Genomic DNA, 26,117 nt, shown 5'->3' on the forward strand with positions numbered 1-26,117 from the left:
TTCGCGTGGAATTTTTTCCTTGTTGGTCTCTCTTTTAAGCTATCACAGCTGCACTCAAATTCCCCGTGTTGCGATGTTTACGCACTTGGTTGAAAATTAATTTCGAATGTTTTATATATTATTAATAATAAATACTAAAATGGCTATTTTGTTAAAATTAAAAAAAAGAGCCATGTAACTTTGTTTCTGTTCCACACGAAACAAAGGGGGGGGTCCCAGAGGAAGTCCGATGATATATCTATATATTTTTCTCTTGTTGCAATGCAATATCGAGGAAGATTCATAGGTAAATAATGTGAGTTGATATTCAGAAAAAGGGAAAAACCATAAAAATGAATAATGTCAAATCTCGCGCCATTTTGAATATTGGTTGAAATAAAACAGATTTCCACACGAAATGAAGGGGTTTATATATGGTCAGACAAACCGATCGTTTTTTAGTCTTATCCCACCAACTCTCAGCTCCACAGTGTCATCATGCCTGAAACCGACGACCCCTCAACGGGACTATTTAAAAAATATCTTTCCAATAACCGGATATTTAAGGACCGCGAAGTACTCCGGCACTCATACCGTCCCCAGATCCTTCCCCACAGGAAGCCCCAGATTGATGAAGTAGCATCAATCCTTGCCCCCTCACTCAGGAACGAGACCCCCTCAAATATCCTCATCTACGGAAAGACCGGCACCGGCAAGACCGCATGTGTCCGGTACGTGGGTTCAGAGCTTGAGAAGGCCAGCAGCAAGATGGGGACGATCTGCCGGATCGTCCACCTGAACTGCGAAGTGATCGACACCCAGTACCGGGTACTGGCCCAGATCGCCAAATGCCTTGATGTTGTGGACGAACTGTCCAGTGACAAGACCCGGACCCATATCCCGATGACCGGGTGGCCGACCGACCAGGTGTACGCGGAACTGAAAAACCAGCTCGAGGTCGGTGGCGGTGTCCTCGTTATCGTGCTTGACGAGATTGATAAACTGGTAAAGAAGAGCGGCGATGACACGCTCTACAACCTCACGAGGATAAACTCCGACCTGAAAAACTCCAAGGTCAGTATCATCGGTATTTCCAACGACCTGAGTTTCAAGGATTTTCTGGATCCGCGGGTCCTGTCCTCACTCTCTGAGGAAGAGATTGTATTTCCGCCATATAACGCGCCCCAGCTGGTGGATATCCTTGCCCAGCGTGCCGACGGGGCCTTTGTCCCGGGCGCCCTTGCGGAAGGCGTCATACCTCTCTGTTCTGCGCTTGCAGCGCAGGAGCACGGTGATGCCCGGCGTGCACTTGATCTCTTCAGAATATCCGGGGAGCTGGCCGATCGCGACGGATCTACACACGTGACGGAAGAGCACGTCAAGCAGGCCCAGGCAAAGATCGAGACCGACAGCATGATTGAATGCATTGCGACGCTCCCCACGCAGAGCAAGCTGATCCTCTTCTCAATGCTCATCCTTGAACAACTGGGGCAGAATATCTTTACGAGCGGGGAAGTCTCACGTATATATCAGGACATTGCCCCGACAATCGAACTTGACGTCCTCACGCACCGGAGAATTACCGATCTGATCTCCGAGCTGAACATGCTCGGCGTAATCAACACCCGGGTCGTGAGCCGCGGGCGATATGGAAGAACAAAAGAGATGTGGTTCGATGCGAACACGGGAAAGATCCGCGAGGTCGTGCTCAAGGATTCGCGTCTGAACGGACTGAAGGACCTCGATGTATCCCAGATGGAAGCAAAGTGGTTGAAGACCTGGTTCAGGTGATACAGGATGGATGATAAGGATCTCGAACTCCTCCGGATTCTTGAGGAGAACAGCCGGCTTTCGACAGAAGAAATCGCGACCATGACGAGCCTTGGCAAGGCAGAGATTGAAAACCGCATCCGTGCCCTCGAAGATACCCACGTGATCATGCGCTACTCAACCGTAGTCAATTGGGAGCGGGCCGGTAACGGGGAGGTCTCCGCGATCATCGAACTGAAGGTAAGTCCCGAACGCGATTTCGGTTATGACCGCATTGCAGAACGGCTCTCCCGGTTCCGGCAGGTGAAAAGCCTGCGGCTCATCACCGGCACCTACGATCTCCAGCTCCTCGTGACGGGAAAGAACATGCAGGACGTCTCGCGGTTCGTCTCCGAGCATGTGGCGCCGATGGACCGGATCCGCGAAACGGCGACACACATTATCATGAAGTCGTACAAGGAAAACGGCAACACGTTCTTTGAACAGCCGGAAACGGAACGCCTCCCCTACAGCCCGTGATGTGGTGCCATGCGGAACTTTGTCTCGGCACGTGCGCAGGAGATCCCGCCATCCGGGATCAGGAAATTTTTTGATCTCGTGCTCACCATGGAAGACGTGATCTCCCTCGGCGTCGGGGAACCGGATTTTAACACGCCCTGGAACATCTGCGAATCGAGCATCTACTCGATCGAACAGGGCGTCACCTCCTACACGTCCAACCGGGGCCTCCAGACCCTGCGGGACGCCCTCTCGCGCTATCTCGCGCAGCATTACCACCTGAACTACAGCAGCGATGACGAGATGATCATCACCACGGGCGTCTCAGAAGCCCTTGATATTGCGGTCAGGGCGATTGTCGATCCGGGTGATGAAGTCCTCGTTGCCCAGCCCAGTTACGTCTCGTACGGTCCCTGCGTAACCCTCACCGGTGGGAAGCCGGTCCCGGTCAGGTGCACGGAAAAGGACCACTTCAAACTTAACCCCGACGCCCTTGCAGAACAGGTAACCGCAAAATCAAAGGCACTGATCATCAATTTCCCGAACAATCCTACGGGAGGTGTCATGAGCGAAAGCGATCTGAAAGCGATTGCAGACATTGTCATCGATCACGATCTCGTGCTCATCAGCGACGAGGTATATGCGGAGCTGACCTATGAGGCACACCACTGCGCTGCAGCAACGGTCAGCGAGCTCCGGGAACGGACCATCACGCTCAACGGCTTCTCCAAGGCCTATGCGATGACCGGGTGGCGTGTCGGATATCTCTGCGCCCCGAAAGATCTCTGCGATGCGGCCCTCAAGATCCACCAGTACGTCATGCTTTGTGCCCCGGTGATGGGGCAGGTAGGTGCCCTTGAGGCGCTCCGGTCCGCAGAGGAGGAGAAGAACAGCATGGTCAACGAGTACCGCCTGCGGCGCAACCTGTTCGTGGCAGGCCTCAACCGTATCGGTCTCCCCAGCCATATCCCTGAAGGTGCGTTCTACGCATTCCCTTCGATAGAAAAGACCGGCCTTTCTGATGTGGAATTTGCCGAGCGGCTGCTCAAGGAGCAGCGCGTGGCTGTTGTCCCGGGGAGTGTCTTTGGTGAGGGTGGCGAGGGCCATCTCCGGTGTGCCTATGCGGTTTCCCGGAAGGAACTGAGTGAATCGCTCCAGAGAATGGACGCGTTTATTCAGGGACTCTGATCAGGTACAGGAGACCACTGTTATCAGGCGTCCCCTTTTGTTAAAAACACACACTATATCGATATAAGGAATAGTTTATTGGGAAACTCGTTCAATACTACATGAAAGACAATGAGCTGTACTATCATCGTTGGTGGATTTTTTGGGGATGAGGGGAAGGGCAAGGTTGTTGCACATATCGCATGCAAGGATAAACCCGTAATCATCTCCCGCGGCGGTGTGGGTCCGAATGCCGGACACACTGTCCAGGTCGGAGATCATGAATATGGCGTCCGCATGGTCCCGTCCGGTTTTGTATACAAGGATGCGAAGCTCTGCATCGGGAGCGGAGTTCTCGTCGATCCGCGGATCCTGAAACACGAAGTCGAGATGCTGGGCGTCAGGGGGCGGATCTTTGTGGACAAACGCTGCGGTATCATCACGGAAGACCACATCGCCCGCGACAAAGGAAGCGCCCACTTATCAAAGAAGATCGGGAGCACCGGCTCAGGCTGCGGGCCGGCAAATGCCGACCGCGTTATGCGGATCTCCCCGCAGGCAAAGGACATTCCCGAACTTAAGGAATACCTCCTTGACGTCCCGAAAGCGATTGACGATGCGCTGAAAAGGAAGGAGAATGTCCTCCTGGAAGGAACACAGGGTTTCGGCATCTCCCTGTATTACGGGACCTATCCTTTTGTAACGAGCAAGGATACCTCCGCCTCCCAGATTGCCGCAGACAACGGTGTCGGGCCCACGAAAATCGATGATGTGATCGTGGTCTTCAAGGCCTACCCCACCCGTGTCGGGGAAGGCCCGTTCAGCACCGAGATGTCAGCGTCCAAATCCGATGCGATGGGTATCGAGGAGTTCGGGACGGTCACCCACCGCAAGAGGCGTATCGGCGGCTGGGATGGAGATATGGCCCGGTATTCGGCAATGATCAACGGATGTACCCAGGCGGCGATCACCGGGATCGACCGCATCGACAAGGCCTGTTTCGGTGTTACCGAATATAAAAAGCTGACAAAGAAGGCAAAGGATTTTGTCAAGCAGGCTGAGGAGGATATCGGAAGCCCGGTCACGCTCATATCCACCGGCCCGGAGATCACCCAGATTGTTGACCTTAGGGACGAACTGAGATGAGACACTCGCTCATGGATATCCTCTGCTGCCCTGTCTGCAAAGGGGATCTGGCCCTCCGCGTGGATAAGGAAGATGAGAAAGAGATCCTTGAAGGCAATCTTCATTGCACTGCCTGTAACGTGGACTATACCATTCACGAGGGCATCCCCAATCTCCTGCCTCCCACAGGGCGTTGAAACGAAGGTACCGTTATGATGTTCCCGTTTCCCGTTCCGGTGTTTTTATCGGCCGGTGCGGACGGGTATGATGCCGGGTATGAAGTGCATCTCAACCGCAGCGGGATCAATTCCATCGATACCCCCCGGGAAAAAATCACGGCAGAATCCGGCAGCAGCCTGCGCATCCGGTTCCTGAACCACGGGGCACCGATCCATATCACCATCACTTCTTCCAACGCCGGCATGTTCACCGACTTTTTCCATGAAAACCTGTACGTTGTTGATGAATCCGTGCTCACGATCCCTATCCGGAAAGACAGCCTGGAGGAGGCGTTTGATCTTGAGATCCTCTCGGGTTACGGTGTGGTGAAGACCCAGATGCAGGTTCATGTCATTCACCCGCCGGCAGTACGGCTGAGCATTCAGGAAGAATATCCCCTTCAGCCGGTTGCGCACGGACGGCCTCATCTCCTGATGATCATGATGGGCATTGCACTCCTCATCTACTGTGCCTGGCTCTATACCCACATCGAGTTCCTGAATATCGCCTCGTTCATCATCCTCATTGTCGGGGCCCTCTACACATGGTACCGTCAGCAGTAACGCTTGCAGCTATCGTCCTTTGTGCTGCGCTTGTCGTGGACCGGCTGATCGGAGATCCACACTCCCGGTACCATCCGGTCGCCCTTCTTGGCTCATTTATCGGGATATGGGGCAGACCGGCATACTATCCTCAGGAACGCCAGCGGATAGCAGGCGTCCTGTTCTGGGTACTTACGGTATTCCTGTTCTGTCTTCCATTCTACCTTGTTACAACATTTGCCCCATGGTACCTCTATCTCCTCATTGCGCCGTTCCTGCTGAAGTGCTGTTTTGCCTGGAAATCCCTCGAGGAGCATACGCAGGCTGTAGTATCAGCATTGAATGAGGGTGTGGAGATTGGCAGAGAAAAAGTCCGGCTGCTGGTATCCCGGGATACGGCAAAACTTGACCGGGACCACATCCTCTCGGCAGGCTACGAGTCCATGACCGAGAACCTTACGGATAGCATCATTGCACCGTTGTTCTGGTTCTCCCTCTTCAACCTCCCCGGTGCTGCGGTCTGCCGTGCGATCAACACGATGGACGCGATGCTCGGGTACCGCGACGAGCGCAAACGGCTCGGGTGGTGTGCCGCACGCATGGACGATCTCCTCAATTTCATCCCGGCCCGGATTACCGTCCTGTTGCTCCTTATCTGGTTTGGCAGCAGGGGGATGTTCTCCCATGCATGGCATGTCATACGCCGCGATGGCCATAAGCGCCCCGGGTTCAATGGGGGTATTGTGATGGCTGCAATGGCAGGAGGGACGGGCACCCGGTTCGAAAAGCCGGGGGTCTATACTATCGGTGACGGTGACCTGTCACTTGATGAAGCAGGCGCGGATATCCTGAAAGCAACCCGGGCGGTTACCTTGATGTATGCAATTATTGCCTGTTGTACACTGTTTTTATTGGGAGCCTTGATCAATAATATTGGCATATGAAGCTGGAAGAACTGAGATTTGGCACCGAGCTCCTCAAGCGCGGCTTTGCATCCATGCAGAAGGGGGGCGTCATCATGGATGTCGTGAATGCCGAACAGGCGAAGATCGCTGAGGACGCTGGGGCAGTCGCAGTCATGTCGCTTGAGCGTGTGCCCTCCGACATCAGGAAGGAGGGCGGAGTTGCACGCATGGCAGACCCCGAGAAGGTCATCGAGATCATTGAGGCGGTCTCCATCCCGGTAATGGGAAAAGTGCGGATCGGTCACTTCGTCGAAGCCCAGGTGCTGGAAGTCCTCGGCGTTGATATGATCGATGAGAGCGAAGTCCTTACTCCGGCAGACGAACAATACCATATCGATAAGAAGCAGTTCAAGGTGCCCTTCGTCTGCGGTGCACGCGATCTCGGTGAGGCTCTCCGGCGAATCGATGAAGGTGCGGCGATGATCCGGACCAAGGGAGAGGCCGGTACCGGTAATGTTGTTGAAGCAGTCCGCCACATGCGCAACATCATGGGTGAGATCCGGATGCTCCGGGGTCTCGACAAGCAGGAAATGACGGACTATGCCCGCGAGATCGAAGCCCCCGCGGAGCTGGTCTTTGAGTGTGCGGAACGTGGCAGGCTGCCGGTTGTGAATTTCTCGGCAGGTGGCATCGCCACGCCCTCAGATGCGGCGATGATGATGCAGCTGGGTGCCGATGGTGTATTTGTCGGGTCGGGGATCTTCAAGTCCTCAAGTCCCGAGCGGATGGCCAAGGCAATCGTGGAAGCGGTCAACCACTTTGACGATGCAAACGTGATCGCAAAGGTCAGCAAAGGTCTTGGCGACGCAATGCCGGGCCTCGATGTCCACAAGCTTAAGGATGACGAGGTGCTCCAGACCCGTGGACGCTAAGATTGGCGTGCTTGCACTCCAGGGGAACGTGAGCGAGCATATCGACGCGTTTCTCCTTGCGCTCGAACGGATGGGCCACGGCCCGTCGTCCGAAGTCTTTGAGGTGAGGAGCCCTGCCGATCTCGCGGACTGCAACGCGCTCGCGCTGCCGGGCGGGGAATCCACCACCATCTCGCGTCTTATTGACAAGAACGGGCTCTACGAACCGATCCGCAGCTTCAAAGGGGGGATCTTCGCGACCTGTGCCGGCATGGTACTGATGGCGACCCGCGTGGACGACATCCGAATCCACCCGCTCGGGCTTATCGATATGGCCGTAGACCGGAATGCATTTGGGAGGCAGAAGGAGTCCTTTGAGATGGACCTTGCGGTTGACGGCCTTCACGGCGGGCCGTTCCATGCGGTTTTCATCCGGGCCCCGGTTGTCACCTCTGCCGGCCCGGATGTGAACGTGCTTGCGCGGATCGACCAGGGGATCGTCGCAGTGGAGCAGGGAAAACACATAGCGCTGTCGTTCCATCCCGAACTCAGTGACGATACCCGGCTTCACGAGCAGTTTCTGAAAAATCTCGGGATCACGAGAAGATCCTGATACGTGCTGTGTTCCGCATTTACGGTTGTAATGTCTATTGCAAATCCCTTCCAGCACCAAAAAATGCGTATGCCTGATCGGAAACTGCTTTTAATTCAGGGAGACAATCCACAAGAGAATGACCCCGGTATAAGACCGCTGGATTCCCCGGGATACCCCCATACCATTACGGGCAAATGCCCCCCATTCCAGGAAATCTCATGAACCAGACAGAACGAATCAGGGATATGTATGAGCGCATCACCCGTTGTTGACAGTATCCTCTCCGCACGGTACCTCCGGAAAGGGGAAACTTCATTTGAGGATATCTGCCGCCGCGTCGCATCGGCCCTTGCCGAGGATCCGGAGGAAGAAACCCGCTTTTTTGAGGTCATGCGGTCGCTGCGCTTCCTCCCCAACTCCCCCACGCTGATGAATGCCGGCACCGAACTGGGCCAGCTCTCCGCATGTTTTACCCTGCCAGTCATGGACTCGATCGATGGGATCTTCGATGCGATGAAACAGGGTGCGATCATCCACAAGACGGGTGGAGGTACAGGGTATAATTTCTCGCACCTCCGGCCGGAAGGCTCTCCCGTGCAGTCAACCGAGGGGGTCGCGTCGGGCCCGGTCTCGTTCATGCGGGTCTTCAACGCCGCCACTGAGGTCATCAAGCAGGGTGGCCGCCGTCGCGGGGCCAATATGGGGATCCTCAATGTCTGGCACCCGGATATACTCCCGTTCATCACAGCAAAGACGAAGGAAGGCGAGTTTGCAAATTTCAACATCTCGGTTATGGTCAACGATACCTTCATGAACCTTGTCTCCCGCCAGCAGTTTGAGACCGTCTGGATCACCCACCCTCGTACCGGAGAGAACGTCACCGTAGGCCAGATCTGGAGCGGTATCGTTGACGGGATCTGGAAGAATGGCGAACCGGGCCTCCTCTTCTACGATGAGATCAACCGGCGGAACCCGACACCGCAGCTCGGCGATATCGATACCACCAATCCCTGCGGCGAACAGCCGCTTCTCCCCTTCGAGAGTTGTGTGCTCGGGAGCATCAACCTCGCGGCCTGTGTGTATCATGGGGCGCTCGATGAGAAGGAACTCACAGAGACTGCACGCATGGCCACCCGGTTCCTCGACCTCGTCATTGACCGGAACGTCTTCCCGATCCCCCAGATCGCGGAAGCGACGAAGAAGACCCGGAAGATCGGCCTCGGCCTCATGGGGGTCCATGACGCCTTGCTCATGGCCGGGTTCGCGTATGACGCTCCTGACGGCCGGGCCTGGTGCGAACGGATCATGCAGATCGTGACCGATGCTGCCGTGAATGAATCCCGGCGGCGTGCCGAGAAGATCGGTCCGTTCCCGGCATGGCGGGGGAGCATCTGGAAGGATTTTCCGGTGAGGAACGCGGCGATGACGACCATCGCCCCTACCGGTACGATCTCCCTCCTTGCCGGGTGTTCGAGCGGGATCGAGCCGATCTTCTCGTTTGCCTACACCCGGAAGAACACGGTGGGCAAGACATTTGTCATCGTGAACCCGGTATTCCGCGACCGACTGAAGGCTACGCTTTCCGGCATGGGGCTTGCAGGAGGCGAGCTGGAAACGAGGACCGGGGAGGTCATCGCCCATGTCCATGAGACCGGGACCGTTCAGGATCTCGGCTGGCTCCCGGAGGACTTCCGGGTACTGTTTAAGACTGCGCTGGACATCTCGTGGAAGGATCATATCCTGATGCAGGCCGCCTTCCAGAAGCATGTCCACGCATCCATCAGCAAGACCATCAATATGCCCTCATCAGCGACAAAGCAGGACTGCGCGGAAGCCCTGCTCATGGCCTGGTCGTTGAAGCTCAAGGGGATCACCATCTACCGGACCGGCAGCCGGGAAGACGTGGTCCTTACCCTGAAGGAGATAACGCCTGCGCCACTCCTTGATACCGGCAGAAATGTTCCGGAAAAAATCCCGGCGCTTTCGATCAAACGGCCCCGGGAACTCTCAGGGAGAACCTATCTCTGCCAGTCCGGGTGTTGCCGCCTGTACGTAACAGTCAACCTCTTGGATGGGAAACCCATGGAGGTTTTCATCAGGACTGTCGGGAGCGGGGGCTGCGAGGCAAACAGCAGTGCTCTTGGTCGGGCGATCAGCACCGGCCTCCAGAACGGCGTCCCCTACCCAAAATTCGTCAAGCAGTTCGCCAAGGTCAACTGTATCGTTGCCCTCAAGAATCCTTCCTCGGAGGGGCACTCCTGTGCGGATGTCGTGGGACGCTGTATCGAGCTCTCGGCAAAGAACCAGAGCATCACCACCTTAAAAGACTGGGACATCCGCGAAGTGGATAAAAAACATCTCTGCCCGGACTGTCACGAGCCCCTGGACTTCGGCGAGGGCTGCAACAAGGGGATTTGCAAGAACTGCGGCTGGACCGGGTGCAGCTGATACAACGTGACCGGAGTCCTCTAAAATCCCGGCACGCCATCGGTCCGATCCCAAAGTATAAGCCCTGAAAAAGAGAGTGGGTTCTTATATGCCCTTTGGGAGAGCTCTTGTTTGTGTCTATAACCTTGACAGTGGCGTATTGCCAAACATCAAGGATTATGCGACCCCGGGATCAGCATCTGGGACAGGAAGCTGTAACCTGTATATACTTACCAACAGCCCTATCGGCATGAAAAAAGAATGGAAGCGCTTTATTAAGGATCTTGGTATCCCGGCCCGGTTCCTGAGCCGGAATGAATTTTCATCAGAATTTGGCACCGGTCTCACGGCGTTTCCCGCCATACTTGTCCAGGCTGGAAAAGACCTGTCCCGGGTTATCAGTACTGAGGAGATCAACCAATGTCGGGCACTTGAAGATCTTATCAGCCTGCTCCGACAGCGGTTCGCGGACATCCGCTAAAGGCCACATCCGGTGTGGCTGGTTATTCTCTTTCAAGACCCCGTTGTACCGGATACCGCTGCACCGGCATAACGTTGACCCCACCTTTTTTACCACTCTACCTGTCTTTCTTCATCGCTTCGGTCTTGAGGTCTTTTGGCATCAGCTCGATCGCGTACCGCAAAGCCGTCCGGGGCATCACCCTCCTGTGTTCCATCACGTAGGAGAAGACCGCGTCCGTATGCATTCGGCTTGTTTCCTTGAGCAGCCAGCCGTAGCCTTTCTGCACCATATCGTCATCATCCGTGAGCAGCAGGTCGGCAATTTCGAGAGACTCTTCGAGAAATTTACCGTGTTTGGCCGGGACGATGAGGGAAACGGCTGCCGCACGACGCATCCAGCGGTTCTGCGACTGCGTCCAGTGCTTCAGCTCATCGATATATTCCGGGTATTGCTCCATGAAGTCGCCCATCGTGTGGTTGCAGAACCCGTCGCACGACGCCCAGTTGGTGATGTACCTATCGATCCAGCGCCGGAACACCGCGAGATCCTCTTTCTCATACCGTCCTGAGAGAGCATGGGCCCATGCGGAGACGATGAAGGACTCTTCCAGGTACCCCGATTGGTATAACTCCTCGCAGAGACGGTAGATCTCATCTTTCGGCCGCCCCTTTACTTCTTTCCAGTACTTCCTCGCAATCGCGATCACGGTTGCTGTCTTCATGCCGTAACACGTGATCGCCTCCTTGAAGAATCTCTGCGAGGTCTTCCGGATTTCAGGGTCAGCACGATGTTCCAGTTCCCCGCGTATATGTGCAATGACCGGGTCCATGCAGAAAGATGAGCGGGAATACGGGATAAGGGAGATGGTATGCGGGGAGTAAATGTGGGAGAAGAACAGCCCGGTTCAGAAAAGGATGTACCCCCCGCAAGCAGGTATTGAGGTCATGGCCCTGTCGGAGCCTGACAACCGATGCCGGATCTTTGGGAAATACGCCAGGGAGCATGGTGTATCGGAAAGAATCTGATGCAGCAGTTACAAAAAGGTACCTGGAAAGGACCGTGAATGATGGCAACAATACTTGTCGATCAGGATCTCTGCACCCGGTGCGGGATCTGCTCTGTTGTCTGCCCGATGGCGATTGTTACCCCCGCCGAGGAGAACACCCTCCCCCGGGTTGCTGACGCAAACGCCGGGATGTGCATCCGGTGCGGGCACTGCGAAGCCTACTGCCCGTCGCAAGCGCTCCTCCTGAACGTCTGCCCGGATGAGAAAGTGCCCTTGCCCGCCGGCGCCGGAACTATTGCTCCCGATGATATGGGATATTACCTGAGGAAACGGCGCTCAGTGCGGCATTTCACAAAAGACCCGGTGCCGAAAGAGAAGATCCTCGAAGTCCTCGATATTGCCCGGTACGCCGCATCGGGCAGCAACGGACAGCCGGTGGAGTGGATTGTTGTCCGCGACCCGAAAAAAGTAAAGAAGATCGCCGGGCGGACCATCGAATGGATGAAGACGCTCGTAAACTCGAATCATCCCATGGGCGGCTACGTGCCGACGCTCATTGCTGCATGGGAAGGGGGATACGATGTCATCTGCCGAGGCGCCCCGCACATGCTCTTCGCCCACATACCGGAGGGTAACCCTATTGCACCTGTCGACGCCATCATTGCCCTCACGCATTTCGATATTGCAGCGCCGGCATTTGGTATTGGGACCTGCTGGGCAGGTTTTGTCGCGATGGCAGCCGCATCCTATGAACCGCTCCAGAAGGAACTTGGTATACCCCCAGGAAGGAAATCCGCCTATGCGATGATGTTCGGCCATCCGCAGTACAAAACCTACGGGATTCCCCGCAGGAAACCCCTTGAGGTAACGTGGCGTTAACCCCGCACCGGAAGGATATTACGATAATGAATGACTGGATAACGATATGACAGAGTACGCAGCAGCTGGAGGGAAAAAACTGCTTGAAATAGACGAGAAAGTCGGCACCGGATTTAAATTAGCGGGTTTTTCATTGATTGCAGGAAGAGTAATATAAAACCCCTCAAAAAATCCCCGGAATTCGAAAAAGATAAAGAAGTAGCCTGTCCAAGAGATGTTGATGGGAAATGCCTTGATTGTGGTGCTGAATTATGGTCCTACCACTTAGTAAAACGTTTCCAAAAAGTCCATTACAGATCCTTGGAGTGGAGAGGGGTTTGAAATCATGATTGAACCTAACGCTTGGTCTAACGATTTCAGTTATGATTATTATATCAAACTTCTCAATGTTGCTGAGAACAATTTTGAATTGTGTTTGATTTCAGATGCAGAACGTGTATTAAAGATTCGGCATAAAAAACCCGTTCTCTTCTTACGGCATGACCTTGACGTTTCAGTTGAAGGAGCGTTAGATATGGCGAAGTTTGAGTTTAATCAGAACATTTATGCAACGTATTATGTCAGATTAAACACAGAGTTTTATTCGCTTAAAGATACATCAACATTCAATGCCCTCCAAAAAATTTTAGATTTGGGGCATGAAATTGGATTGCATTACGATTACAGAAAAGATCCAAGTTTGCCGTCATGTTTTAAAAAATTGGAATCTCTCACCGGAAAACCGGTACGTTCTTTAGCGTTTCATATACCTATATCCAATCAATTAAGAATGAACGGGTTGAAGATTCACGGAAGGATGAATGCTTATTCCAGTGAGTTGATGGGGTGGTATATATCGGATTCCAGTGGTAGATTTCGTGACGGTGAACCGATACCACAATTGAGGAACCCAAAAGGATCTATACTCCAAGTATTAATCCATCCGGTATGGTGGGGGAAGAAGGTTATTCCATCCAGTAAGAAGGAAATGATAATCAAGAAACTTAAAAATGGATGGTAAATTATGCAATTATCAGATTTGGATTCAGAACAGTTTAAGATTAAAGTTGTACGAGATGGCAAATTCCTATCGCTTGGTTCATTTAATTTGAAGAATCCTTACCAGTTGGTATTTATTGACAGTGAAAAGTTTTTACCCAACTTAAAAAAGTACCCAACATATTCCTGTGTAATCACAAAAGAAGAGTTTATTCCATCCATCCCAAAAGAAATGGGGATATCTCTCTCTCTCAATCCAATGGTATCCTTTTATGCCATTCATAACTTTTGGGTAAAAGAGGGTGTGTACGGTGGTCATTTCCCCTCAAAGATTTCAGATAAAGCAACTGTTCATCGGCTAGCTCATGTAGATCCATATAATGTCATTATCGGAGATGGTTGTATTGTCTATCCTCATGCTGTCATTCATAGCGGCTCTGTTTTAAAGGAGAACGTCATTATAGGTTCCGGTGCGGTCATCGGGAATGATGGGTTCCGGTTTATTAAAGACAGGGATAATATCATCAAGGTTCTTCATGCTGGGGGTGTAGTCCTCCATAATGATGTCGAGATTCAGGCTAACGCGTGTGTATGTAAAGCCGTCTATCGAAACAACACCGAAATTGGAGAGAAAACCAAAATTGGGGTTTTAGTAGATATTTCCCATAATGTGCAAATCGGGAAACGGTGTCTTATTGTCGATCATACGATGATAGCTGGTGGTGCCGAAATCGGAGATGATGTCTGGATAGGCACCGGCGCAGTAATCTCGGATCATGTGAAGATTGGAGATAATGCATTTGTATCTATCGGGGCCATCGTAACAAAGGATGTTAGATCTGGTCAAAAAGTATCCGGCAACTTTGCGATTGATCATGCAAAATTCTTGGATTTTATTAGGAGTATAAGATAGGAAGTAAACCCGGACAATCGAGAACCAGGAAGGAAAACGACATGAAGGTCCTTGCAATCAACGGAAGCCCGAGAAAGAAGTGGAACACGGCAACGCTGCTCGAACACGCCCTTGCAGGAGCACAATCCAAAGGTGCGGAGACGGAACTGGTTCATCTCTACGATCTGGATTTCAAAGGGTGCACGAGCTGCTTTGCCTGCAAACTGAAAGGCGGGAAGAGTTACGGGAAATGTGCCGTGCGTGACGGGCTGGCGCCCGTCCTCGAAAAGATAGTGGATGTTGACGCCCTCATTCTCGGCTCGCCAATCTATTTCGGTAACGTGACCGGCATGATGCGGTGTTTCATGGAGCGTCTGCTCTTCCCGTACCTGACCTACAGCCGGCCCCCGGCCTCTCTCTTCCCAAAGAAGATCCCCACCGTGTTCGTGTACACGATGAACATCTCAGAGCAGCTGATGAAGGAGAACTACGGTACGTATATCGGGGCAAACAAGCAGGTGCTGAAGATGATGTTCGGGAAGTCTGAGTCCTTCTTCTCAAACGAGACCCTCCAGTTCGAGGACTACGACAAGGTGGTCTTCAGTTATTTCGATCCGGAGGAGAGAAAGGAGCGGCGCAGAACGGTATTCCCTCAGGACTGCAAGCGGGCCTTTGAACTGGGAACACGACTGGCCCGAATTCGTTGAACGTGGGTCATCAGATAAGAGAAAATCTCCATTCGTTCAATCCAGACAACGAAAAACAGAGTAAGTGAGGTACAACAATCATGGAAGCAATCGAAGCCATCAGGACCGTATGACAATCTCCTGCTGCGGAACCTGCCTGTAGAAGAAGTGTGAATAAAAAGAGGATATCTGGCAAGGCATCTGGGTGCACCCACCTGGGTATACGCTCGTATTTCACCCGGCAGGACTATACAGACGTAATGCAGTCCCCGTCCCTCGTCTCCCGTGTTCTTCCGGGGAATCTCATCTACAGCACTCCCGTCATTTCGCTCATTGCTGCCAATCTCATCACCATCATCCTTGCGATCCTTGGGAACTGGGATCTTGCCACAGTAATGTTCATCTACTGGGCACAGAGCATCATCATCGGTTTTTTCACCGTCATGAGCCTGCTTCTGGTCAATATATCTCCTACAGCACCGGGCAAGGAACAACCCGAACAACAACCAGGCGGGCCGCGCACGATTTACATCCAAAATCCATGGGTAGTCAGGTGCATTCTGGTCGGGTTCTTTACGCTGCCCTACGTCATCTTCCACTGGGTGTATTACTCCTTCATCGTCGATTCCGGGTTCTTCGGTACGGTGCACTTCTCTGATCCAGCCATCTGGGTTTCCTGCGGTGTGTTCTTTGCAAATCATCTCTATTCATATATTGCCTACAACCACCGCGTATCGCTGGAAACCATGGATTTTTACGAATATTTCCTCCTGCCGTACCGGCGGATTATTCCCATGCACCTGACCATCATCTTCGGCGGCATCCTTCTCCTTATACTGCAGTTTATCGGAATCCAGTCAACGATACCGGTCCTCGTCCTCTTCCTTGTCCTTAAAACTTTGACGGATGTAGCTGCCCATATTGACAAGCATCAACCCAAGACGTCTTCCGATGGAGCTGCCACCAGTATATAACCTGGTGTTCCGGTAGTACCTGCGATAACACTTAAGGAACTAAGCGCGATTCTTGTACAGGAAAGGAGGGAACTTGTATGGCAACCGATCCCGTCTGTCTCATGATAGTTGATGAAGATGATGCGAAATTCACCAGTACCTATAAAAACCAGAAGTATTACTTCTGCTGCAACTACTGCAAAAAACAGTTCGAGGAAAACCCGAAACGGTACTCGCGTATGGATGTGGATATGAGTGTCGATCTCGGGTCATGCACCTGACCTGATACGAGAGGAAAGGGCTGTTTTTTATCCAGGAAGACCCGTCTCCTGAGAACGGGAGGGGGGCCGTCACAGGTGATTTTTGCACCTTCTGGTTTTTCTTGCCTCATTCCTGCGTACGCTTCCTCGTGATATTTTAACAAGGAATGAAGTTATTTTTGGGAATTATTCTGTAAGATAATGTGGGAGATGTCCTGGACGATCCCGTTGATGAATACGACGTTCTTGTTCTCGTCGAACTCTGCGAGCGCCGTGACATTGACGGAAAATGGCGTGCCGTCCGGCTTTTTTAAGTGAAGCACCCGGTTTTTCACAAACTGATTCCTTCGCAGTTCCTCGAGCAGTTCAAGCCGCCCGTCCGGCTCGTTGAAGACATTGACGACCGGCACCTCCCGAAGATCGGAGATGGAATGATACCCAAGAATATTGAGGAGGGCTGAATTCCCCCAGACAAACCGGCCGCGGGGATCACCGGTGCTCCGGTATATCCCGACATTGAGGTCTTCCACGAGCGTGCGGTACTGGTCTTCGTGTTGCCGGAGGTACTGCTCCATCTTTTCCCCGGTGATGTCCTGGACAATGGACGATGCGCCGACAACCGCCCCGTTCTCCCCCATAATAGGAGAGATAGACATCAGGACATCGAGCATCGCACCGCTCTTGGTGGTCATCCTCATCTCGTGGCGGCGGATGCTCTCCCCGTGTGAAACCCGTTCCAGGATCGCCTCCAGCTCGCTTCGGGATTTCCCGGACAGGAGCTCTGTGATCGGTGTCGAGAGCACCTCTGCCTCCTTAATACCGTAAAGCCGTTCTGCGGCCGGGTTCCAGCTGGTGATGCTGCCATCCGGGGCGCTTCCGATGATCGCTTCCCCGATGGACTGGACGAGCCCCCGGTACCTTGCCTCGCTGATCCGCAGCATCTCCTCGTATTTTTTCCGGGCCGTGATGTCTTCGGCAATGAAGGTGAATCCGTCGCTCCCGTCTTCGAATGCCGTAGGTACCTGCTTGATCCGAAAATGGCGTTCCCCGCCGTGGATCACACAATTCATGTCACTGACATGCTCCTCCTCCGCATGGGGGTCACGGGAATTTTCGGTTATGCAGATAAGCCGCATGAACGGGCTGTCGATCTCTTCCGGAAGCTTACGCATCAGGATGTCCCGCTGCATGTCCAGCAGTGTCGTTACCGGTTCGTTGACCTGCAGTATCCTCCGGTCACTGCTAATAACAATCACCGGGTCCTTGGAGAATTCCAGAAGGGCTGATATGGGAACCCTCCGTGAAAGGAAAAAAACCTTTGCGGCGCCCACGATCTGCATCTCGACCTGCCCTGAGACGAGAAGCATGTCAAGATATTTTGCAACAAGGTTCCTGTTCATTTTCATCTCGGATGAAAGGTCCGAGATCGTCATTCCCCGTGGATGCCATTTGAGGATTCTCTTGATCTTATCGACCTTTTCGGAATCCAGAATTCCCATACACCTACATTGGACGGCGGGATAGTAAATATAGTGCCTCCCTGATAATACGCTGCGAATGGAAAGGGGAGTAGTGCCGGCAGGAAGGAACGCCCACTTCATATCCGGTAACTTCGCCGATATTGAACAGCTCCTTTTCCGTAATTTTCTTATTGCATGGCAGACCGTACCAGCAGACCTGTCAGGCGGTACTGATGTGCAAATATTGAATATATGCCCCGGATGAATGAACGGTTGACCCCCGGAGCGGGGCCAGGACGGATTTGTATGAACAGGGATGTTAAAAGCGAGACTGCCGTGGAAGTGACTGCCCTGTCGGTCTCGATGTTGGCGATGAAAAAATTCCAGCAGCCCTTGGTTGAATATCTCCTGAGCGGCCTAGAGGACAACGACAAGTGGGTACGGGTCATGGCGGCAGAGATGCTGGGCACCATTGGTGACCCCCGTTCAGCGGAGCACTTGAAACCGTTCATGGTTCACCGGGACAAGGACCTGCGGCTTGTAGCGGCGAAATCCTTTACCATGATACGTTCACCGAGGATGGCGTTTGCCCGGTCACAGGCAGATAACTGCGAAAACTGCATGATCCGGCTTGTTGCCGATGAAGCGCTTGAGAGACTGAAGGCAAAATAAGAGATTGCACGTCACCTATGAGAAGAGAAGACCGTCACGAAAGGGGGGTCTGCCGGCGTGTGCCGGGATCGGAAATCCCCGGGTGCAGGAAGAAGAAAGGGGGCCTGGATGAAGGAAAAACGAAGGGAGGGAATCGCATATGAACATGTACGGAATAAACGGAATCCCGCTGGAAGCACAATACCTGTACCGGCGGGGAGTTGAATTATCAAGCCAAAAAAAATACGAGGCTGCAGTAAAGTGTCTGCGACAGGCAATCATTATCGCGCCACGGTTTACCGGGGCATACCGGGAGCTGGGCTGCTGCTTCAGACGTCTCGGGAGAGAGGAAGATGCGGCGGACTGCTACCTGAAACTCAACAGGATCGCATCGTATAGTTCCTGTCACGCGGCTCAGTCCAGTACCTGATCAGTTGAAAAGATTCTCTTTTAATTTCCATGAAGGAAACCGGCAAAATCTGCGAAGAAAAAAAGGATTTTCAGATGAAGAGTGGTGCCAGCACAAGCGTCAGCGTAGCGAGAAGCTTGATGAGCACGTGGAGTGACGGACCGGCAGTGTCCTTGAATGGATCACCGAGCGTATCACCGATGACCGCTGCCTTGTGGGCGTCGCTGCCCTTGCCGCCGTGAGCACCGGACTCGATGTATTTCTTGGCATTGTCCCATGCACCGCCACTGTTGTTGAGGATAAGGGCGAGGAGGATACCGGTGATGGTCGCGACCATGAGGAAGCCGGCGAGGGCTTCGTACTTCATGGTGACACCGATGATGATCGGGAACCCAATTACCAGGATGCCGGGGAGGACCATGCTCTTCAGGGCACCCTGGGTAGTGATATCAATGACCGCTGCATAGTCGGGCTTCTTGGTGCCTGCCATGATGGCGGGGTCCTTGAACTGGATGCGAACCGCGTCAATGACTGACTGGGCGGTCTTTGAAACGGCACGGATAGCGAAGCTCGCAAAGAGGAAGACGAGCATGGCGCCGAGGAGTGCACCGACAAAGACATTCACGCTTGCCAGGTTAACGACGTCGAATGCCTTGCCGCTGAGCTTGGTAATGTCAGCCATGTACGCGTTGAAGAGCAGGAACACAGCGAGCGATGCACTGCCGATGGCATATCCCTTGGTGAGTGCTTTCGTGGTGTTACCGGCTGCATCGAGCTTGTCCATGCGCTTGCGGACTTCCTCGGGGGCCTGGCTCATCTCGACGATACCTCCGGCATTGTCGGCGATGGGGCCGAATGTGTCCATGGTAAGGACGTACGCACAGACCATCAGCATTCCAACGGTTGCAACGGCTGTACCGTAGAGGCCGCCGCTCGGGACACCGCTCATGGTACCGAACCCATAGGAAATAATCAGAGAGAGGCCAATCAGGATGGCCGGGACTGCGGTGGTCTCGAGACCAACCGAGAACCCGGTGATGATGTTGGTTGCTGCTCCTGTTTCAGAGGCGTTAGCAATCTCCTGCACCGGGCGATAGTGGTGGTCGGTGTAATACATCGTAACCCGGAGGAAGCACACGGAGAGTGCGATACCAACGAGACCTGCATAGACGAAGTATATCCAGCCGGGAGCTGCACCGAGGAGCCACTGGACCCCGAAGAAGAGGAATACCGCGGAGATGATGGCAGTTATGTAGTATCCCCTGTTCATGGCGTCCATCGGATCGGCGCCGTCTTTTCCCCGTACGGAGAGTATACCAATCATGCTCGCAAGGAGACCGAGCGAACACATGACAATGGGGAAGAGGATACCGTTGACACCAAAGACCGGGAAGAGCGCGACACCGAGGATCATTGCACCGATGTTCTCGGCAGCGGTGGACTCGAAGAGGTCAGCGCCACGGCCGGCACAGTCGCCGACGTTGTCTCCGACAAGGTCTGCAATGGTGGCCGGGTTCCGGACATCGTCCTCGGGAATACCAGCCTCGACCTTGCCGACAAGGTCTGCACCGACATCGGCGGCTTTCGTGTAGATACCGCCACCGAGCTGGGCAAAGAGTGCCACGAACGAGGCACCGAAACCGAACCCGACGATAACGAACGGGGTGTGGGTCGGATCTGCCCCGAGAGCAATGTACGTCAGCGAGACACCGAGGAGCGACATCGAGGTGATGATCAGCCCGGAGATCGCCCCGCCGCGGAACGAGAAGTCGAGTGCCTTCCCGTCGCTGGTCTGGGCGGCTGCGGCCGTGCGGATGTTTGTCCTGACGGCAATCCACATGGCTACAACGCCGGCAACTGCACTGCAGGAAGCCCCGACAACGAAAGCAGCTGCTGTGGAGATTGCAAGCGACTGCTGTCCGGTGAGGTAATAGACCGCAAAGATCACCACGGCCAGCACGATAGCCAGCATGGCGATAGTCGAGTACTGACGCTTGATGAATGCTTCCGCACCCACCCGGATCGCATCGGAGACCTCGCGCATCTTAGGTGTCCCCTCATCCTGTGAGAGGAGATTACGCGCTAAGAGAGCTGCAAGACCCAGTGCGATAACACATATCGCAATAACGATTAGTAATGCAAAGTCGATCATTCCATGACCTCCCTGCTGTGTCAGAAGAATCTTTCAGTGCGACCGGGCCCGTACTTATTGACCGCACAGGCAAGGTACAGACCAGTCTGGAGACTCTTGCAACACATCAGGTATGATAATTGGCATCAGCAGAGACCTGCTCAAATGACCCAAAGGAGGGCTCTTAAGCTTCCGGGATCGCCCCGCACACGTACGCAACCCATCCTAAGAGATCATTAGTGCTGTTTTGAAACATTAAACTTTTATGCCTCCTGCCCTCCCTTCACTACACGGGATCAGGACGCCGTGAACGCAGTATGTGATTTTTAGGTTTTTATCCTGTCTTTGTGGTTTTCCTGACAGTATTTTTTTATTTTTTTTATGTTTCTGGTGCAGAAACTCCGGTTTTTTGCCGGGGGTGCTCACATGGGGAACCATGCACAATTCAATATGATTAATAATGAAAAATTCCCATATTCAGGGAGGGAGGGTATCTGGTGCAGATTCTTCAGCTCTTGCTTTATCTCATTCTGTTTCCCCTGATCGCGGCGCTCTTCATACTCATCGGGCGCAGGGATTCCGGGCGTAATATGATCGTGCAGTTCTCTGCGATCGTAATCGGTATTGTATCTCTACTGCTGCTGGTTTTCGGGTATGACAAAGGGACGCTCATCTATTCCATTGCCTCTGAACCGGTCAGCCAGCTCATGTTCGTTATCGAGATAATCCTGGCCGTATTCATTCTCTATCTCGGTATAAAGCACAGGAAATCGCTGACCGTGGTCCTGATCGTGCTGCAGGCCGGGCTGCTGCTCTGGTTTGAGATAAGTATGGCTGGCCACCTGCATGTAGAGGAGAACCTCTTTGTGGATCAGTTCTCGATCATCATGGCCATGATCATCGGGATCATCGGCAGCCTGATCTGTGTCTATTCCGTGGGGTACATGGAGACCTACCACCACCACCACAAGGAGATCCGGGACCGTCGGGGTATCTTCTTCGGACTCCTGTTCATTTTCCTTGCCTCCATGTTCGGGTTGATCTTCTCCAATAACCTCGTCTGGGTCTTCTTCTTCTGGGAGATCACTACCCTCTGTTCGTTCTTTCTCATCGGGTACTCGGAGACCGAGGAGGCGACCAACAATTCGTTCCTCGCCCTGTCCATGAACCTGCTGGGTGGCGTGGCGTTCATCGCGGCCATTATCTACCTGGTAATTTCCGATCCATCCGGCAAGCTGCTGGGCCTGAATTACCTGCTCACCACCGGTAAGGCGGTTGCCCTGGTGCCGGCGGTCCTGATCTGCTTTGCCGGCATCACCAAGGCTGCACTGATGCCGTTTTCGTCATGGCTTGTCGGGGCTATGGTCGCCCCCACGCCGGTTTCTGCCCTGCTCCACTCGAGCACGATGGTCAAGGCAGGTGTCTATATCATCGTGAGGTTCGCCCCGGTGCTCTCCGGGACTACTGAGGGACTCATCATCGCCTTGGTCGGAGGAACAACCTTTGCCCTTGCGTCCTTTATGGCAATATCGCAGAATAATGCCAAGAAGGTTCTTGCCTACTCGACTATCGCCAACCTCGGGCTGATCGTTGCCTGTGCCGGGGTCGGGACCTATAACCTGATGTGGGTGGCAATCCTGCTGATCATTTTCCATGCGATTGCAAAGTCGCTCCTCTTTCTCTGCGTCGGGACCGTTGAGAACCGGATCGGCAGCCGGAACATCGAGGACATGGGCGGGCTGATCGTCCGGATGCCCAAGATCGCCATCATGATGTTCATCGGCATGGCCGGCATGTTTCTTGCACCCTTCGGTATGGTCATCTCCAAATGGGCAGCGATCGAGGCGTTCATCACCGCCCCGTTTGGCCTGATCTTTATCGCCATCCTTGTATTCGGCGGTTCGGCAACGGTTTTCTTCTGGAGCAAGTGGATGGGCAAGATCATCTCGGTGATGCGCGACCAGACGGTGATCGAGGATACAGTAAAAAAAGAGAAATGGGCGGTGCTCTATATCCTGACCGGGCTGGTTGTTGTTGTCTGCCTCATCTTCCCGCTCATCTCCTCGGTCCTGATCGAGCCATTCGTCCTGAATATCTACGGCCAGACGGCCCGGCTTGCGCAGGCCAACCTCACGATCATGCTGATGATGCTCTGCCTGCTGATGATCATGCCATTCTCCATGCTCTTTTACAGGAAGGGGGAGCAACCTCCCGCAACTCCCTACATGGGAGGGCGGCCGATGGACGATCCCATGCATTTTGCCGGTTCCATGGGGGTCTCCCGTGAAGTGGTGCTCTCCAACTACTATCTCGAAAAGACCTTTGGCGAGGAGCGGTTGTTCATGATCGGGGCGTCGCTGTGCTGGGGGCTGCTTCTCATCGTCGGTATCATGCTCCTGGGGGTGATCTTATGATCCCCGAAGCGTTCGTACCCGTCTTCTACGCACTGGTGTATATCCTCGTAGCACCGCTCCTCGGGGGGCTGATCGTCGGGATAGACCGGAAGGTGACCGCGAGGATGCAGGGCCGGGTGGGGCCGCCGATCCTCCAGCCGTTCTATGATGTGGGGAAGCTCTTCGAGAAGGAGAACGCGGTGGTCACGGTGACCCAGAACTTCTACGTTCTGAGTTACCTCGTTTTCATGGTCGTGGCAGGAGCCCTCTTCTTCTCGGGAGGGGACATGCTGCTGGTCATCTTTGCATTTACCCTTTCCCACATCTTCATCGTACTCGGGGCATACGCCTCGTACTCCCCTTACAGCCATGTGGGGGCGGAGCGCGAGCTCCTCCAGATCATCGCCTATGAACCGATGATCATCCTGACCGCCGTGGGGATGTACATGGTTACGAAGAGCTTCTTTGTGAGTACGATCGTCTCCTCACCAGTTCCGATCATCCTCTATCTGCCCGGGATCTTCATCGGGTACATGATCGTGCTGACCATCAAGCTCCGCAAGTCGCCGTTCGATCTCTCCACCTCGCACCATGCGCACCAGGAGATTGTCAAGGGCGTGACCACGGACTTTGCCGGTCCCAACTTCGGCAAGATCGAGATCGCCCACTGGTACGAGTATGTCTTCCTGCTGGGAGTTATCTGGCTCTTCTTTGCCTGGAACCCTCTCATCGCGGTTGCGGCGATCCTTGTTGCTTATTTCCTGGAGATCCTCATCGACAATACCATCTCCCGGTTCAAGTGGCAGCTCATGCTCCGGAGTGCATGGATCGTTGCAGGGACCCTCGGGTTGGTAAACCTCGGGGTATTATATTACCTCAGGACGGTGGTGGTGCCATGACCTATTTACAAAAATCCCCCTGGATTGTGCACTATAATGCATCGTCGTGCAACGGGTGCGATATAGAGATCCTCGCCGCCCTGACACCGGTCTTCGATGTGGAGCGGTTCGGCATCATCAATACCGGTAACCCCAAGCACGCCGATATCCTGCTGTGTACCGGCAGTGTCAACGAGCAGAACAAGGTGCCCTTGAAGAACGTGTACGACCAGATACCGGAGCCGAAAGTCGTGGTGGCAATCGGCATCTGCGCTGCATCAGGCGGCATCTTCCGGGAGTGCTACAATGTCTTCGGCGGGATTGACAAGATCATTCCCGTTGACGTCTGGGTGCCCGGATGTGCAGCACGGCCGGAATCGATCATCGATGGCGTGGTCAAGGCACTGGGAATTCTCGAACAGAAACGGGCAAAGATGCTTGAAAAAAGCAGTTCCGGAAGCACAAAGGCGGGTGAGGCCGTATGACCCTGGAAAAACAGACAACCACAAACATCGATGTCGGGAAACTGATCGGCAGCGTGGAGCGGTTCCGGAACGAAGGTTACCGCCTCGTCCAGGTCGGCTGTACCAAGGTCGGCGACCTCTACGAGATCAACTACTCGTTTGACAAGGACTATCACTTCGAAAATATCCGTATCACGGTTACGGGAGATACTGAGATCCCGAGCATCTCCGGCATGTACTGGAACTCGTTTATTTACGAGAACGAGATGCATGACCTCTTCGGTATCCAGGTCCGGGGCATGAATATCGATTTCAAGGGGACCTTCATCCGGACTGCCGTCAAGTACCCGTTTAGCCAGCCCCCGGTCACCGTGACAAAGGGGGACAAGCCATGAGCAAGCAGATCATCGTCCCGTTCGGGCCGCAGCACCCGGTTCTGCCAGAGCCGATCCACCTCGACCTCGTCCTTGAGGACGAGAATGTCGTGGATGTAATCCCGACGATCGGGTACATCCACCGGGGTTTTGAAAAGCTCGTTGAGAAGCGGGAATTTACCGATTACGTCTATATCGCTGAGCGGACCTGCGGGATCTGCAGTTTTGTCCACGGGGCAACGTTCTGCCAGGGCATCGAGCGGATCATGAACATCGACGTGCCCGAGCGGGCCCAGTACCTGCGGGTGATCTGGTCCGAGTACTCGCGGCTCCACTCCCACCTCCTCTGGCTGGGGCTCTTTGCCGATTCGTTCGGCTTTGAGAACCTGTTCATGAATGCGTGGAAGATCCGCGAGGATATCCTCGATGTCATGGAGCAGACCACCGGTGGCAGGGTCATCCAGGGGTCCTGCAAGGTGGGCGGTGTCCGGCGGGACATCAGCAACGAGAAGCTGGACGCGATGGCAAAGGACCTTGACCGGATCGACCGCGACATGAAAGAGCTGACCACGGTCTTCCTGCACGACGACTCGATCCGGCACCGGCTCAGGAATATCGGCATCATCTCCAGGGAGGACGCGTACCACCTGGGTGCGGTCGGGCCCACGGCACGCGGGAGCGGCGTTGCCATCGATACGAGGAAGCTGGGGTATGGTGCCTACGACCGGCTCAATGTCCAGGTGGTCACGGACAGCTGCGGGGACTGTTACTCGCGCTGCGCCGTCAGGGCAAAGGAGCTCTTCACATCCACCGATCTCATCCGGCAGGCAGTGAAGAAGATCCCTGACGGACCCATCGATGTCAAGGTAATAGGGACGCCGGACGGTGAGTATTTCATGCGGGCCGAACAGCCCCGGGGAGAACTGGTCCATTACCTCAAGGGCAACGGCACCAAGTTCCTCGTGAGGTCCCGGATCCGAACCCCCACCCTGACCAATATCCCTCCGCTGATCAGGATGCTGAAGGGATGCGAGCTTGCCGACGTACCGGTGATCGTACTGTCCATCGACCCCTGTATCAGCTGCACGGAGAGGTGAGGATC

Annotated in this window: 27 protein-coding genes; 24 read left to right on the top strand and 3 right to left on the bottom strand. The window is 54.0% G+C overall.

The genetic code is table 11. The features are described 5' to 3' along the window. Nucleotides 1-477 precede the first annotated feature (477 nt). The 11 genes from ABSG49_RS01060 (at nucleotide 478) to ABSG49_RS01110 (ending at nucleotide 10,619) form a co-directional block, all read left to right on the top strand. The gene (locus ABSG49_RS01060; protein ID WP_424024241.1) at nucleotides 478-1,770 is read left to right on the top strand and encodes an ORC1-type DNA replication protein; all 1,293 of its coding nucleotides are present in this window, start codon (nucleotides 478-480) and stop codon (nucleotides 1,768-1,770) included. A gap of 6 nt (nucleotides 1,771-1,776) precedes the next feature. Then, entirely contained in the window at nucleotides 1,777-2,268 is a 492-nt protein-coding gene (locus ABSG49_RS01065) for an Lrp/AsnC family transcriptional regulator (protein WP_424024242.1), read from the top strand. Nucleotides 2,269-2,277: 9 nt separating this feature from the next. Further along, on the top strand, nucleotides 2,278-3,435 hold the full coding sequence (locus ABSG49_RS01070; protein WP_424024243.1) for an aminotransferase class I/II-fold pyridoxal phosphate-dependent enzyme: 1,158 nt from the start codon (nucleotides 2,278-2,280) through the stop codon (nucleotides 3,433-3,435). 111 nt (nucleotides 3,436-3,546) lie between these two features. After that, a complete protein-coding gene (locus tag ABSG49_RS01075) occupies nucleotides 3,547-4,560 on the top strand; it encodes an adenylosuccinate synthetase (protein WP_424024244.1) in 1,014 nt (337 codons plus the stop codon). After that, nucleotides 4,557-4,736 carry a methytransferase partner Trm112 gene (locus ABSG49_RS01080; protein WP_424024245.1) on the top strand — a complete coding sequence of 60 codons (180 nt, stop codon included), beginning with the start codon at nucleotides 4,557-4,559 and terminating at the stop codon, nucleotides 4,734-4,736. Before ABSG49_RS01075 ends, ABSG49_RS01080 begins: the two co-directional genes overlap by 4 nt. Before the next feature lie 15 nt (nucleotides 4,737-4,751). Beyond that, entirely contained in the window at nucleotides 4,752-5,321 is a 570-nt protein-coding gene (locus tag ABSG49_RS01085) for a DUF7524 family protein (protein ID WP_424024246.1), read from the top strand. After that, a complete protein-coding gene (cbiB, locus tag ABSG49_RS01090) occupies nucleotides 5,303-6,244 on the top strand; it encodes an adenosylcobinamide-phosphate synthase CbiB (protein ID WP_424024247.1) in 942 nt (313 codons plus the stop codon). Before ABSG49_RS01085 ends, cbiB begins: the two co-directional genes overlap by 19 nt. After that, nucleotides 6,241-7,137 (top strand): pyridoxal 5'-phosphate synthase lyase subunit PdxS, encoded by an 897-nt coding sequence (pdxS, locus tag ABSG49_RS01095; RefSeq protein ID WP_424024248.1) that lies wholly within the window; start codon nucleotides 6,241-6,243, stop codon nucleotides 7,135-7,137. Before cbiB ends, pdxS begins: the two co-directional genes overlap by 4 nt. After that, nucleotides 7,127-7,729: a pyridoxal 5'-phosphate synthase glutaminase subunit PdxT gene (gene pdxT / locus ABSG49_RS01100; protein ID WP_424024249.1), complete on the top strand. Its 603-nt coding sequence runs from the start codon at nucleotides 7,127-7,129 to the stop codon at nucleotides 7,727-7,729. The genes pdxS and pdxT overlap by 11 nt, the downstream gene beginning before the upstream one ends. Before the next feature lie 231 nt (nucleotides 7,730-7,960). Then, entirely contained in the window at nucleotides 7,961-10,159 is a 2,199-nt protein-coding gene (locus ABSG49_RS01105) for an adenosylcobalamin-dependent ribonucleoside-diphosphate reductase (protein WP_424024250.1), read from the top strand. Between the two features lie 229 nt (nucleotides 10,160-10,388). Continuing rightward, on the top strand, nucleotides 10,389-10,619 hold the full coding sequence (locus tag ABSG49_RS01110) for a hypothetical protein (protein WP_424024251.1): 231 nt from the start codon (nucleotides 10,389-10,391) through the stop codon (nucleotides 10,617-10,619). 97 nt (nucleotides 10,620-10,716) lie between these two features. On the opposite strand, the gene ABSG49_RS01115 is transcribed toward ABSG49_RS01110, so the two are convergent. Continuing rightward, entirely contained in the window at nucleotides 10,717-11,430 is a 714-nt protein-coding gene (locus tag ABSG49_RS01115) for a DNA alkylation repair protein (protein WP_424024252.1), read from the bottom strand. 234 nt (nucleotides 11,431-11,664) lie between these two features. Here ABSG49_RS01115 and ABSG49_RS01120 point away from each other — a divergent pair, with 234 nt between their 5' ends. The 6 genes from ABSG49_RS01120 to ABSG49_RS01145 all read left to right on the top strand — a co-directional run bounded on the left by ABSG49_RS01120 (nucleotide 11,665) and on the right by ABSG49_RS01145 (nucleotide 16,276). Continuing rightward, nucleotides 11,665-12,486: a nitroreductase family protein gene (locus tag ABSG49_RS01120; RefSeq protein WP_424024253.1), complete on the top strand. Its 822-nt coding sequence runs from the start codon at nucleotides 11,665-11,667 to the stop codon at nucleotides 12,484-12,486. Nucleotides 12,487-12,811: 325 nt separating this feature from the next. Continuing rightward, a complete protein-coding gene (locus ABSG49_RS01125; RefSeq protein WP_424024254.1) occupies nucleotides 12,812-13,486 on the top strand; it encodes a polysaccharide deacetylase family protein in 675 nt (224 codons plus the stop codon). Between the two features lie 3 nt (nucleotides 13,487-13,489). Then, complete coding sequence (locus ABSG49_RS01130; protein ID WP_424024255.1) at nucleotides 13,490-14,377, top strand: UDP-3-O-(3-hydroxymyristoyl)glucosamine N-acyltransferase; 888 nt, start codon at nucleotides 13,490-13,492, stop codon at nucleotides 14,375-14,377. A 41-nt stretch (nucleotides 14,378-14,418) separates the two neighbouring features. Next, the gene (locus ABSG49_RS01135) at nucleotides 14,419-15,063 is read left to right on the top strand and encodes a flavodoxin family protein (protein WP_424024256.1); all 645 of its coding nucleotides are present in this window, start codon (nucleotides 14,419-14,421) and stop codon (nucleotides 15,061-15,063) included. Nucleotides 15,064-15,302: 239 nt separating this feature from the next. Then, nucleotides 15,303-16,016 carry a DUF6498-containing protein gene (locus ABSG49_RS01140; RefSeq protein WP_424024257.1) on the top strand — a complete coding sequence of 238 codons (714 nt, stop codon included), beginning with the start codon at nucleotides 15,303-15,305 and terminating at the stop codon, nucleotides 16,014-16,016. A gap of 77 nt (nucleotides 16,017-16,093) precedes the next feature. Further along, on the top strand, nucleotides 16,094-16,276 hold the full coding sequence (locus ABSG49_RS01145; protein ID WP_424024258.1) for a YHS domain-containing protein: 183 nt from the start codon (nucleotides 16,094-16,096) through the stop codon (nucleotides 16,274-16,276). A 152-nt stretch (nucleotides 16,277-16,428) separates the two neighbouring features. On the opposite strand, the gene ABSG49_RS01150 is transcribed toward ABSG49_RS01145, so the two are convergent. Then, nucleotides 16,429-17,754, bottom strand: a complete 1,326-nt coding sequence (locus ABSG49_RS01150; RefSeq protein ID WP_424024259.1) for a PAS domain S-box protein — start codon at nucleotides 17,752-17,754, stop codon at nucleotides 16,429-16,431. Nucleotides 17,755-18,021: 267 nt separating this feature from the next. Here ABSG49_RS01150 and ABSG49_RS01155 point away from each other — a divergent pair, with 267 nt between their 5' ends. Together ABSG49_RS01155 and ABSG49_RS01160 are read left to right on the top strand one after the other, a co-directional pair. Further along, nucleotides 18,022-18,387, top strand: coding sequence for a HEAT repeat domain-containing protein (locus ABSG49_RS01155; RefSeq protein WP_424024260.1), 366 nt, complete (start codon nucleotides 18,022-18,024; stop codon nucleotides 18,385-18,387). 145 nt (nucleotides 18,388-18,532) lie between these two features. Next, the gene (locus ABSG49_RS01160) at nucleotides 18,533-18,796 is read left to right on the top strand and encodes a tetratricopeptide repeat protein (protein WP_424024261.1); all 264 of its coding nucleotides are present in this window, start codon (nucleotides 18,533-18,535) and stop codon (nucleotides 18,794-18,796) included. A 70-nt stretch (nucleotides 18,797-18,866) separates the two neighbouring features. Here ABSG49_RS01160 and ABSG49_RS01165 read toward each other — a convergent pair whose 3' ends face one another. Continuing rightward, nucleotides 18,867-20,927, bottom strand: a complete 2,061-nt coding sequence (locus tag ABSG49_RS01165; RefSeq protein WP_424024262.1) for a sodium-translocating pyrophosphatase — start codon at nucleotides 20,925-20,927, stop codon at nucleotides 18,867-18,869. Nucleotides 20,928-21,403: 476 nt separating this feature from the next. Here ABSG49_RS01165 and ABSG49_RS01170 point away from each other — a divergent pair, with 476 nt between their 5' ends. The 5 genes from ABSG49_RS01170 to ABSG49_RS01190 are packed head-to-tail and all read left to right on the top strand — an operon-like array spanning nucleotide 21,404 to nucleotide 26,112. Next, the gene (locus ABSG49_RS01170; protein ID WP_424024263.1) at nucleotides 21,404-23,320 is read left to right on the top strand and encodes an NADH-quinone oxidoreductase subunit 5 family protein; all 1,917 of its coding nucleotides are present in this window, start codon (nucleotides 21,404-21,406) and stop codon (nucleotides 23,318-23,320) included. After that, on the top strand, nucleotides 23,317-24,198 hold the full coding sequence (locus tag ABSG49_RS01175) for a respiratory chain complex I subunit 1 family protein (protein ID WP_424024264.1): 882 nt from the start codon (nucleotides 23,317-23,319) through the stop codon (nucleotides 24,196-24,198). The genes ABSG49_RS01170 and ABSG49_RS01175 overlap by 4 nt, the downstream gene beginning before the upstream one ends. Further along, nucleotides 24,195-24,662 (top strand): NADH-quinone oxidoreductase subunit B family protein, encoded by a 468-nt coding sequence (locus ABSG49_RS01180; RefSeq protein ID WP_424024265.1) that lies wholly within the window; start codon nucleotides 24,195-24,197, stop codon nucleotides 24,660-24,662. The genes ABSG49_RS01175 and ABSG49_RS01180 overlap by 4 nt, the downstream gene beginning before the upstream one ends. Next, entirely contained in the window at nucleotides 24,659-25,036 is a 378-nt protein-coding gene (locus tag ABSG49_RS01185; RefSeq protein ID WP_424024266.1) for an NADH-quinone oxidoreductase subunit C, read from the top strand. The genes ABSG49_RS01180 and ABSG49_RS01185 overlap by 4 nt, the downstream gene beginning before the upstream one ends. After that, a complete protein-coding gene (locus tag ABSG49_RS01190; protein WP_424024267.1) occupies nucleotides 25,033-26,112 on the top strand; it encodes a hydrogenase large subunit in 1,080 nt (359 codons plus the stop codon). Before ABSG49_RS01185 ends, ABSG49_RS01190 begins: the two co-directional genes overlap by 4 nt. Nucleotides 26,113-26,117: the final 5 nt, after the last annotated feature.

Origin of the sequence: Methanoregula sp. (assembly GCF_049510175.1) — an archaeon.
Classification (GTDB): Archaea; Halobacteriota; Methanomicrobia; order Methanomicrobiales; family Methanospirillaceae; genus Methanoregula.

What these genes read in the sequence shown, in the direction of transcription:
- ABSG49_RS01060 (WP_424024241.1), top strand. Translation starts at nt 478, where the DNA reads ATGCCTGAAACCGACGACCCCTCAACGGGACTATTTAAAAAATATCTT.
- ABSG49_RS01065 (WP_424024242.1), top strand. Translation starts at nt 1,777, where the DNA reads ATGGATGATAAGGATCTCGAACTCCTCCGGATTCTTGAGGAGAACAGC.
- ABSG49_RS01070 (WP_424024243.1), top strand. Translation starts at nt 2,278, where the DNA reads ATGCGGAACTTTGTCTCGGCACGTGCGCAGGAGATCCCGCCATCCGGG.
- ABSG49_RS01075 (WP_424024244.1), top strand. Translation starts at nt 3,547, where the DNA reads ATGAGCTGTACTATCATCGTTGGTGGATTTTTTGGGGATGAGGGGAAG.
- ABSG49_RS01080 (WP_424024245.1), top strand. Translation starts at nt 4,557, where the DNA reads ATGAGACACTCGCTCATGGATATCCTCTGCTGCCCTGTCTGCAAAGGG.
- ABSG49_RS01085 (WP_424024246.1), top strand. Translation starts at nt 4,752, where the DNA reads ATGATGTTCCCGTTTCCCGTTCCGGTGTTTTTATCGGCCGGTGCGGAC.
- cbiB (WP_424024247.1), top strand. Translation starts at nt 5,303, where the DNA reads ATGGTACCGTCAGCAGTAACGCTTGCAGCTATCGTCCTTTGTGCTGCG.
- pdxS (WP_424024248.1), top strand. Translation starts at nt 6,241, where the DNA reads ATGAAGCTGGAAGAACTGAGATTTGGCACCGAGCTCCTCAAGCGCGGC.
- ABSG49_RS01105 (WP_424024250.1), top strand. Translation starts at nt 7,961, where the DNA reads ATGAGCGCATCACCCGTTGTTGACAGTATCCTCTCCGCACGGTACCTC.
- ABSG49_RS01110 (WP_424024251.1), top strand. Translation starts at nt 10,389, where the DNA reads ATGAAAAAAGAATGGAAGCGCTTTATTAAGGATCTTGGTATCCCGGCC.
- ABSG49_RS01115 (WP_424024252.1), bottom strand. Translation starts at nt 11,430, where the DNA reads ATGGACCCGGTCATTGCACATATACGCGGGGAACTGGAACATCGTGCT.
- ABSG49_RS01120 (WP_424024253.1), top strand. Translation starts at nt 11,665, where the DNA reads ATGATGGCAACAATACTTGTCGATCAGGATCTCTGCACCCGGTGCGGG.
- ABSG49_RS01125 (WP_424024254.1), top strand. Translation starts at nt 12,812, where the DNA reads ATGATTGAACCTAACGCTTGGTCTAACGATTTCAGTTATGATTATTAT.
- ABSG49_RS01130 (WP_424024255.1), top strand. Translation starts at nt 13,490, where the DNA reads ATGCAATTATCAGATTTGGATTCAGAACAGTTTAAGATTAAAGTTGTA.
- ABSG49_RS01135 (WP_424024256.1), top strand. Translation starts at nt 14,419, where the DNA reads ATGAAGGTCCTTGCAATCAACGGAAGCCCGAGAAAGAAGTGGAACACG.
- ABSG49_RS01140 (WP_424024257.1), top strand. Translation starts at nt 15,303, where the DNA reads ATGCAGTCCCCGTCCCTCGTCTCCCGTGTTCTTCCGGGGAATCTCATC.
- ABSG49_RS01145 (WP_424024258.1), top strand. Translation starts at nt 16,094, where the DNA reads ATGGCAACCGATCCCGTCTGTCTCATGATAGTTGATGAAGATGATGCG.
- ABSG49_RS01150 (WP_424024259.1), bottom strand. Translation starts at nt 17,754, where the DNA reads ATGGGAATTCTGGATTCCGAAAAGGTCGATAAGATCAAGAGAATCCTC.
- ABSG49_RS01155 (WP_424024260.1), top strand. Translation starts at nt 18,022, where the DNA reads ATGAACAGGGATGTTAAAAGCGAGACTGCCGTGGAAGTGACTGCCCTG.
- ABSG49_RS01160 (WP_424024261.1), top strand. Translation starts at nt 18,533, where the DNA reads ATGTACGGAATAAACGGAATCCCGCTGGAAGCACAATACCTGTACCGG.
- ABSG49_RS01165 (WP_424024262.1), bottom strand. Translation starts at nt 20,927, where the DNA reads ATGATCGACTTTGCATTACTAATCGTTATTGCGATATGTGTTATCGCA.
- ABSG49_RS01175 (WP_424024264.1), top strand. Translation starts at nt 23,317, where the DNA reads ATGATCCCCGAAGCGTTCGTACCCGTCTTCTACGCACTGGTGTATATC.
- ABSG49_RS01180 (WP_424024265.1), top strand. Translation starts at nt 24,195, where the DNA reads ATGACCTATTTACAAAAATCCCCCTGGATTGTGCACTATAATGCATCG.
- ABSG49_RS01185 (WP_424024266.1), top strand. Translation starts at nt 24,659, where the DNA reads ATGACCCTGGAAAAACAGACAACCACAAACATCGATGTCGGGAAACTG.
- ABSG49_RS01190 (WP_424024267.1), top strand. Translation starts at nt 25,033, where the DNA reads ATGAGCAAGCAGATCATCGTCCCGTTCGGGCCGCAGCACCCGGTTCTG.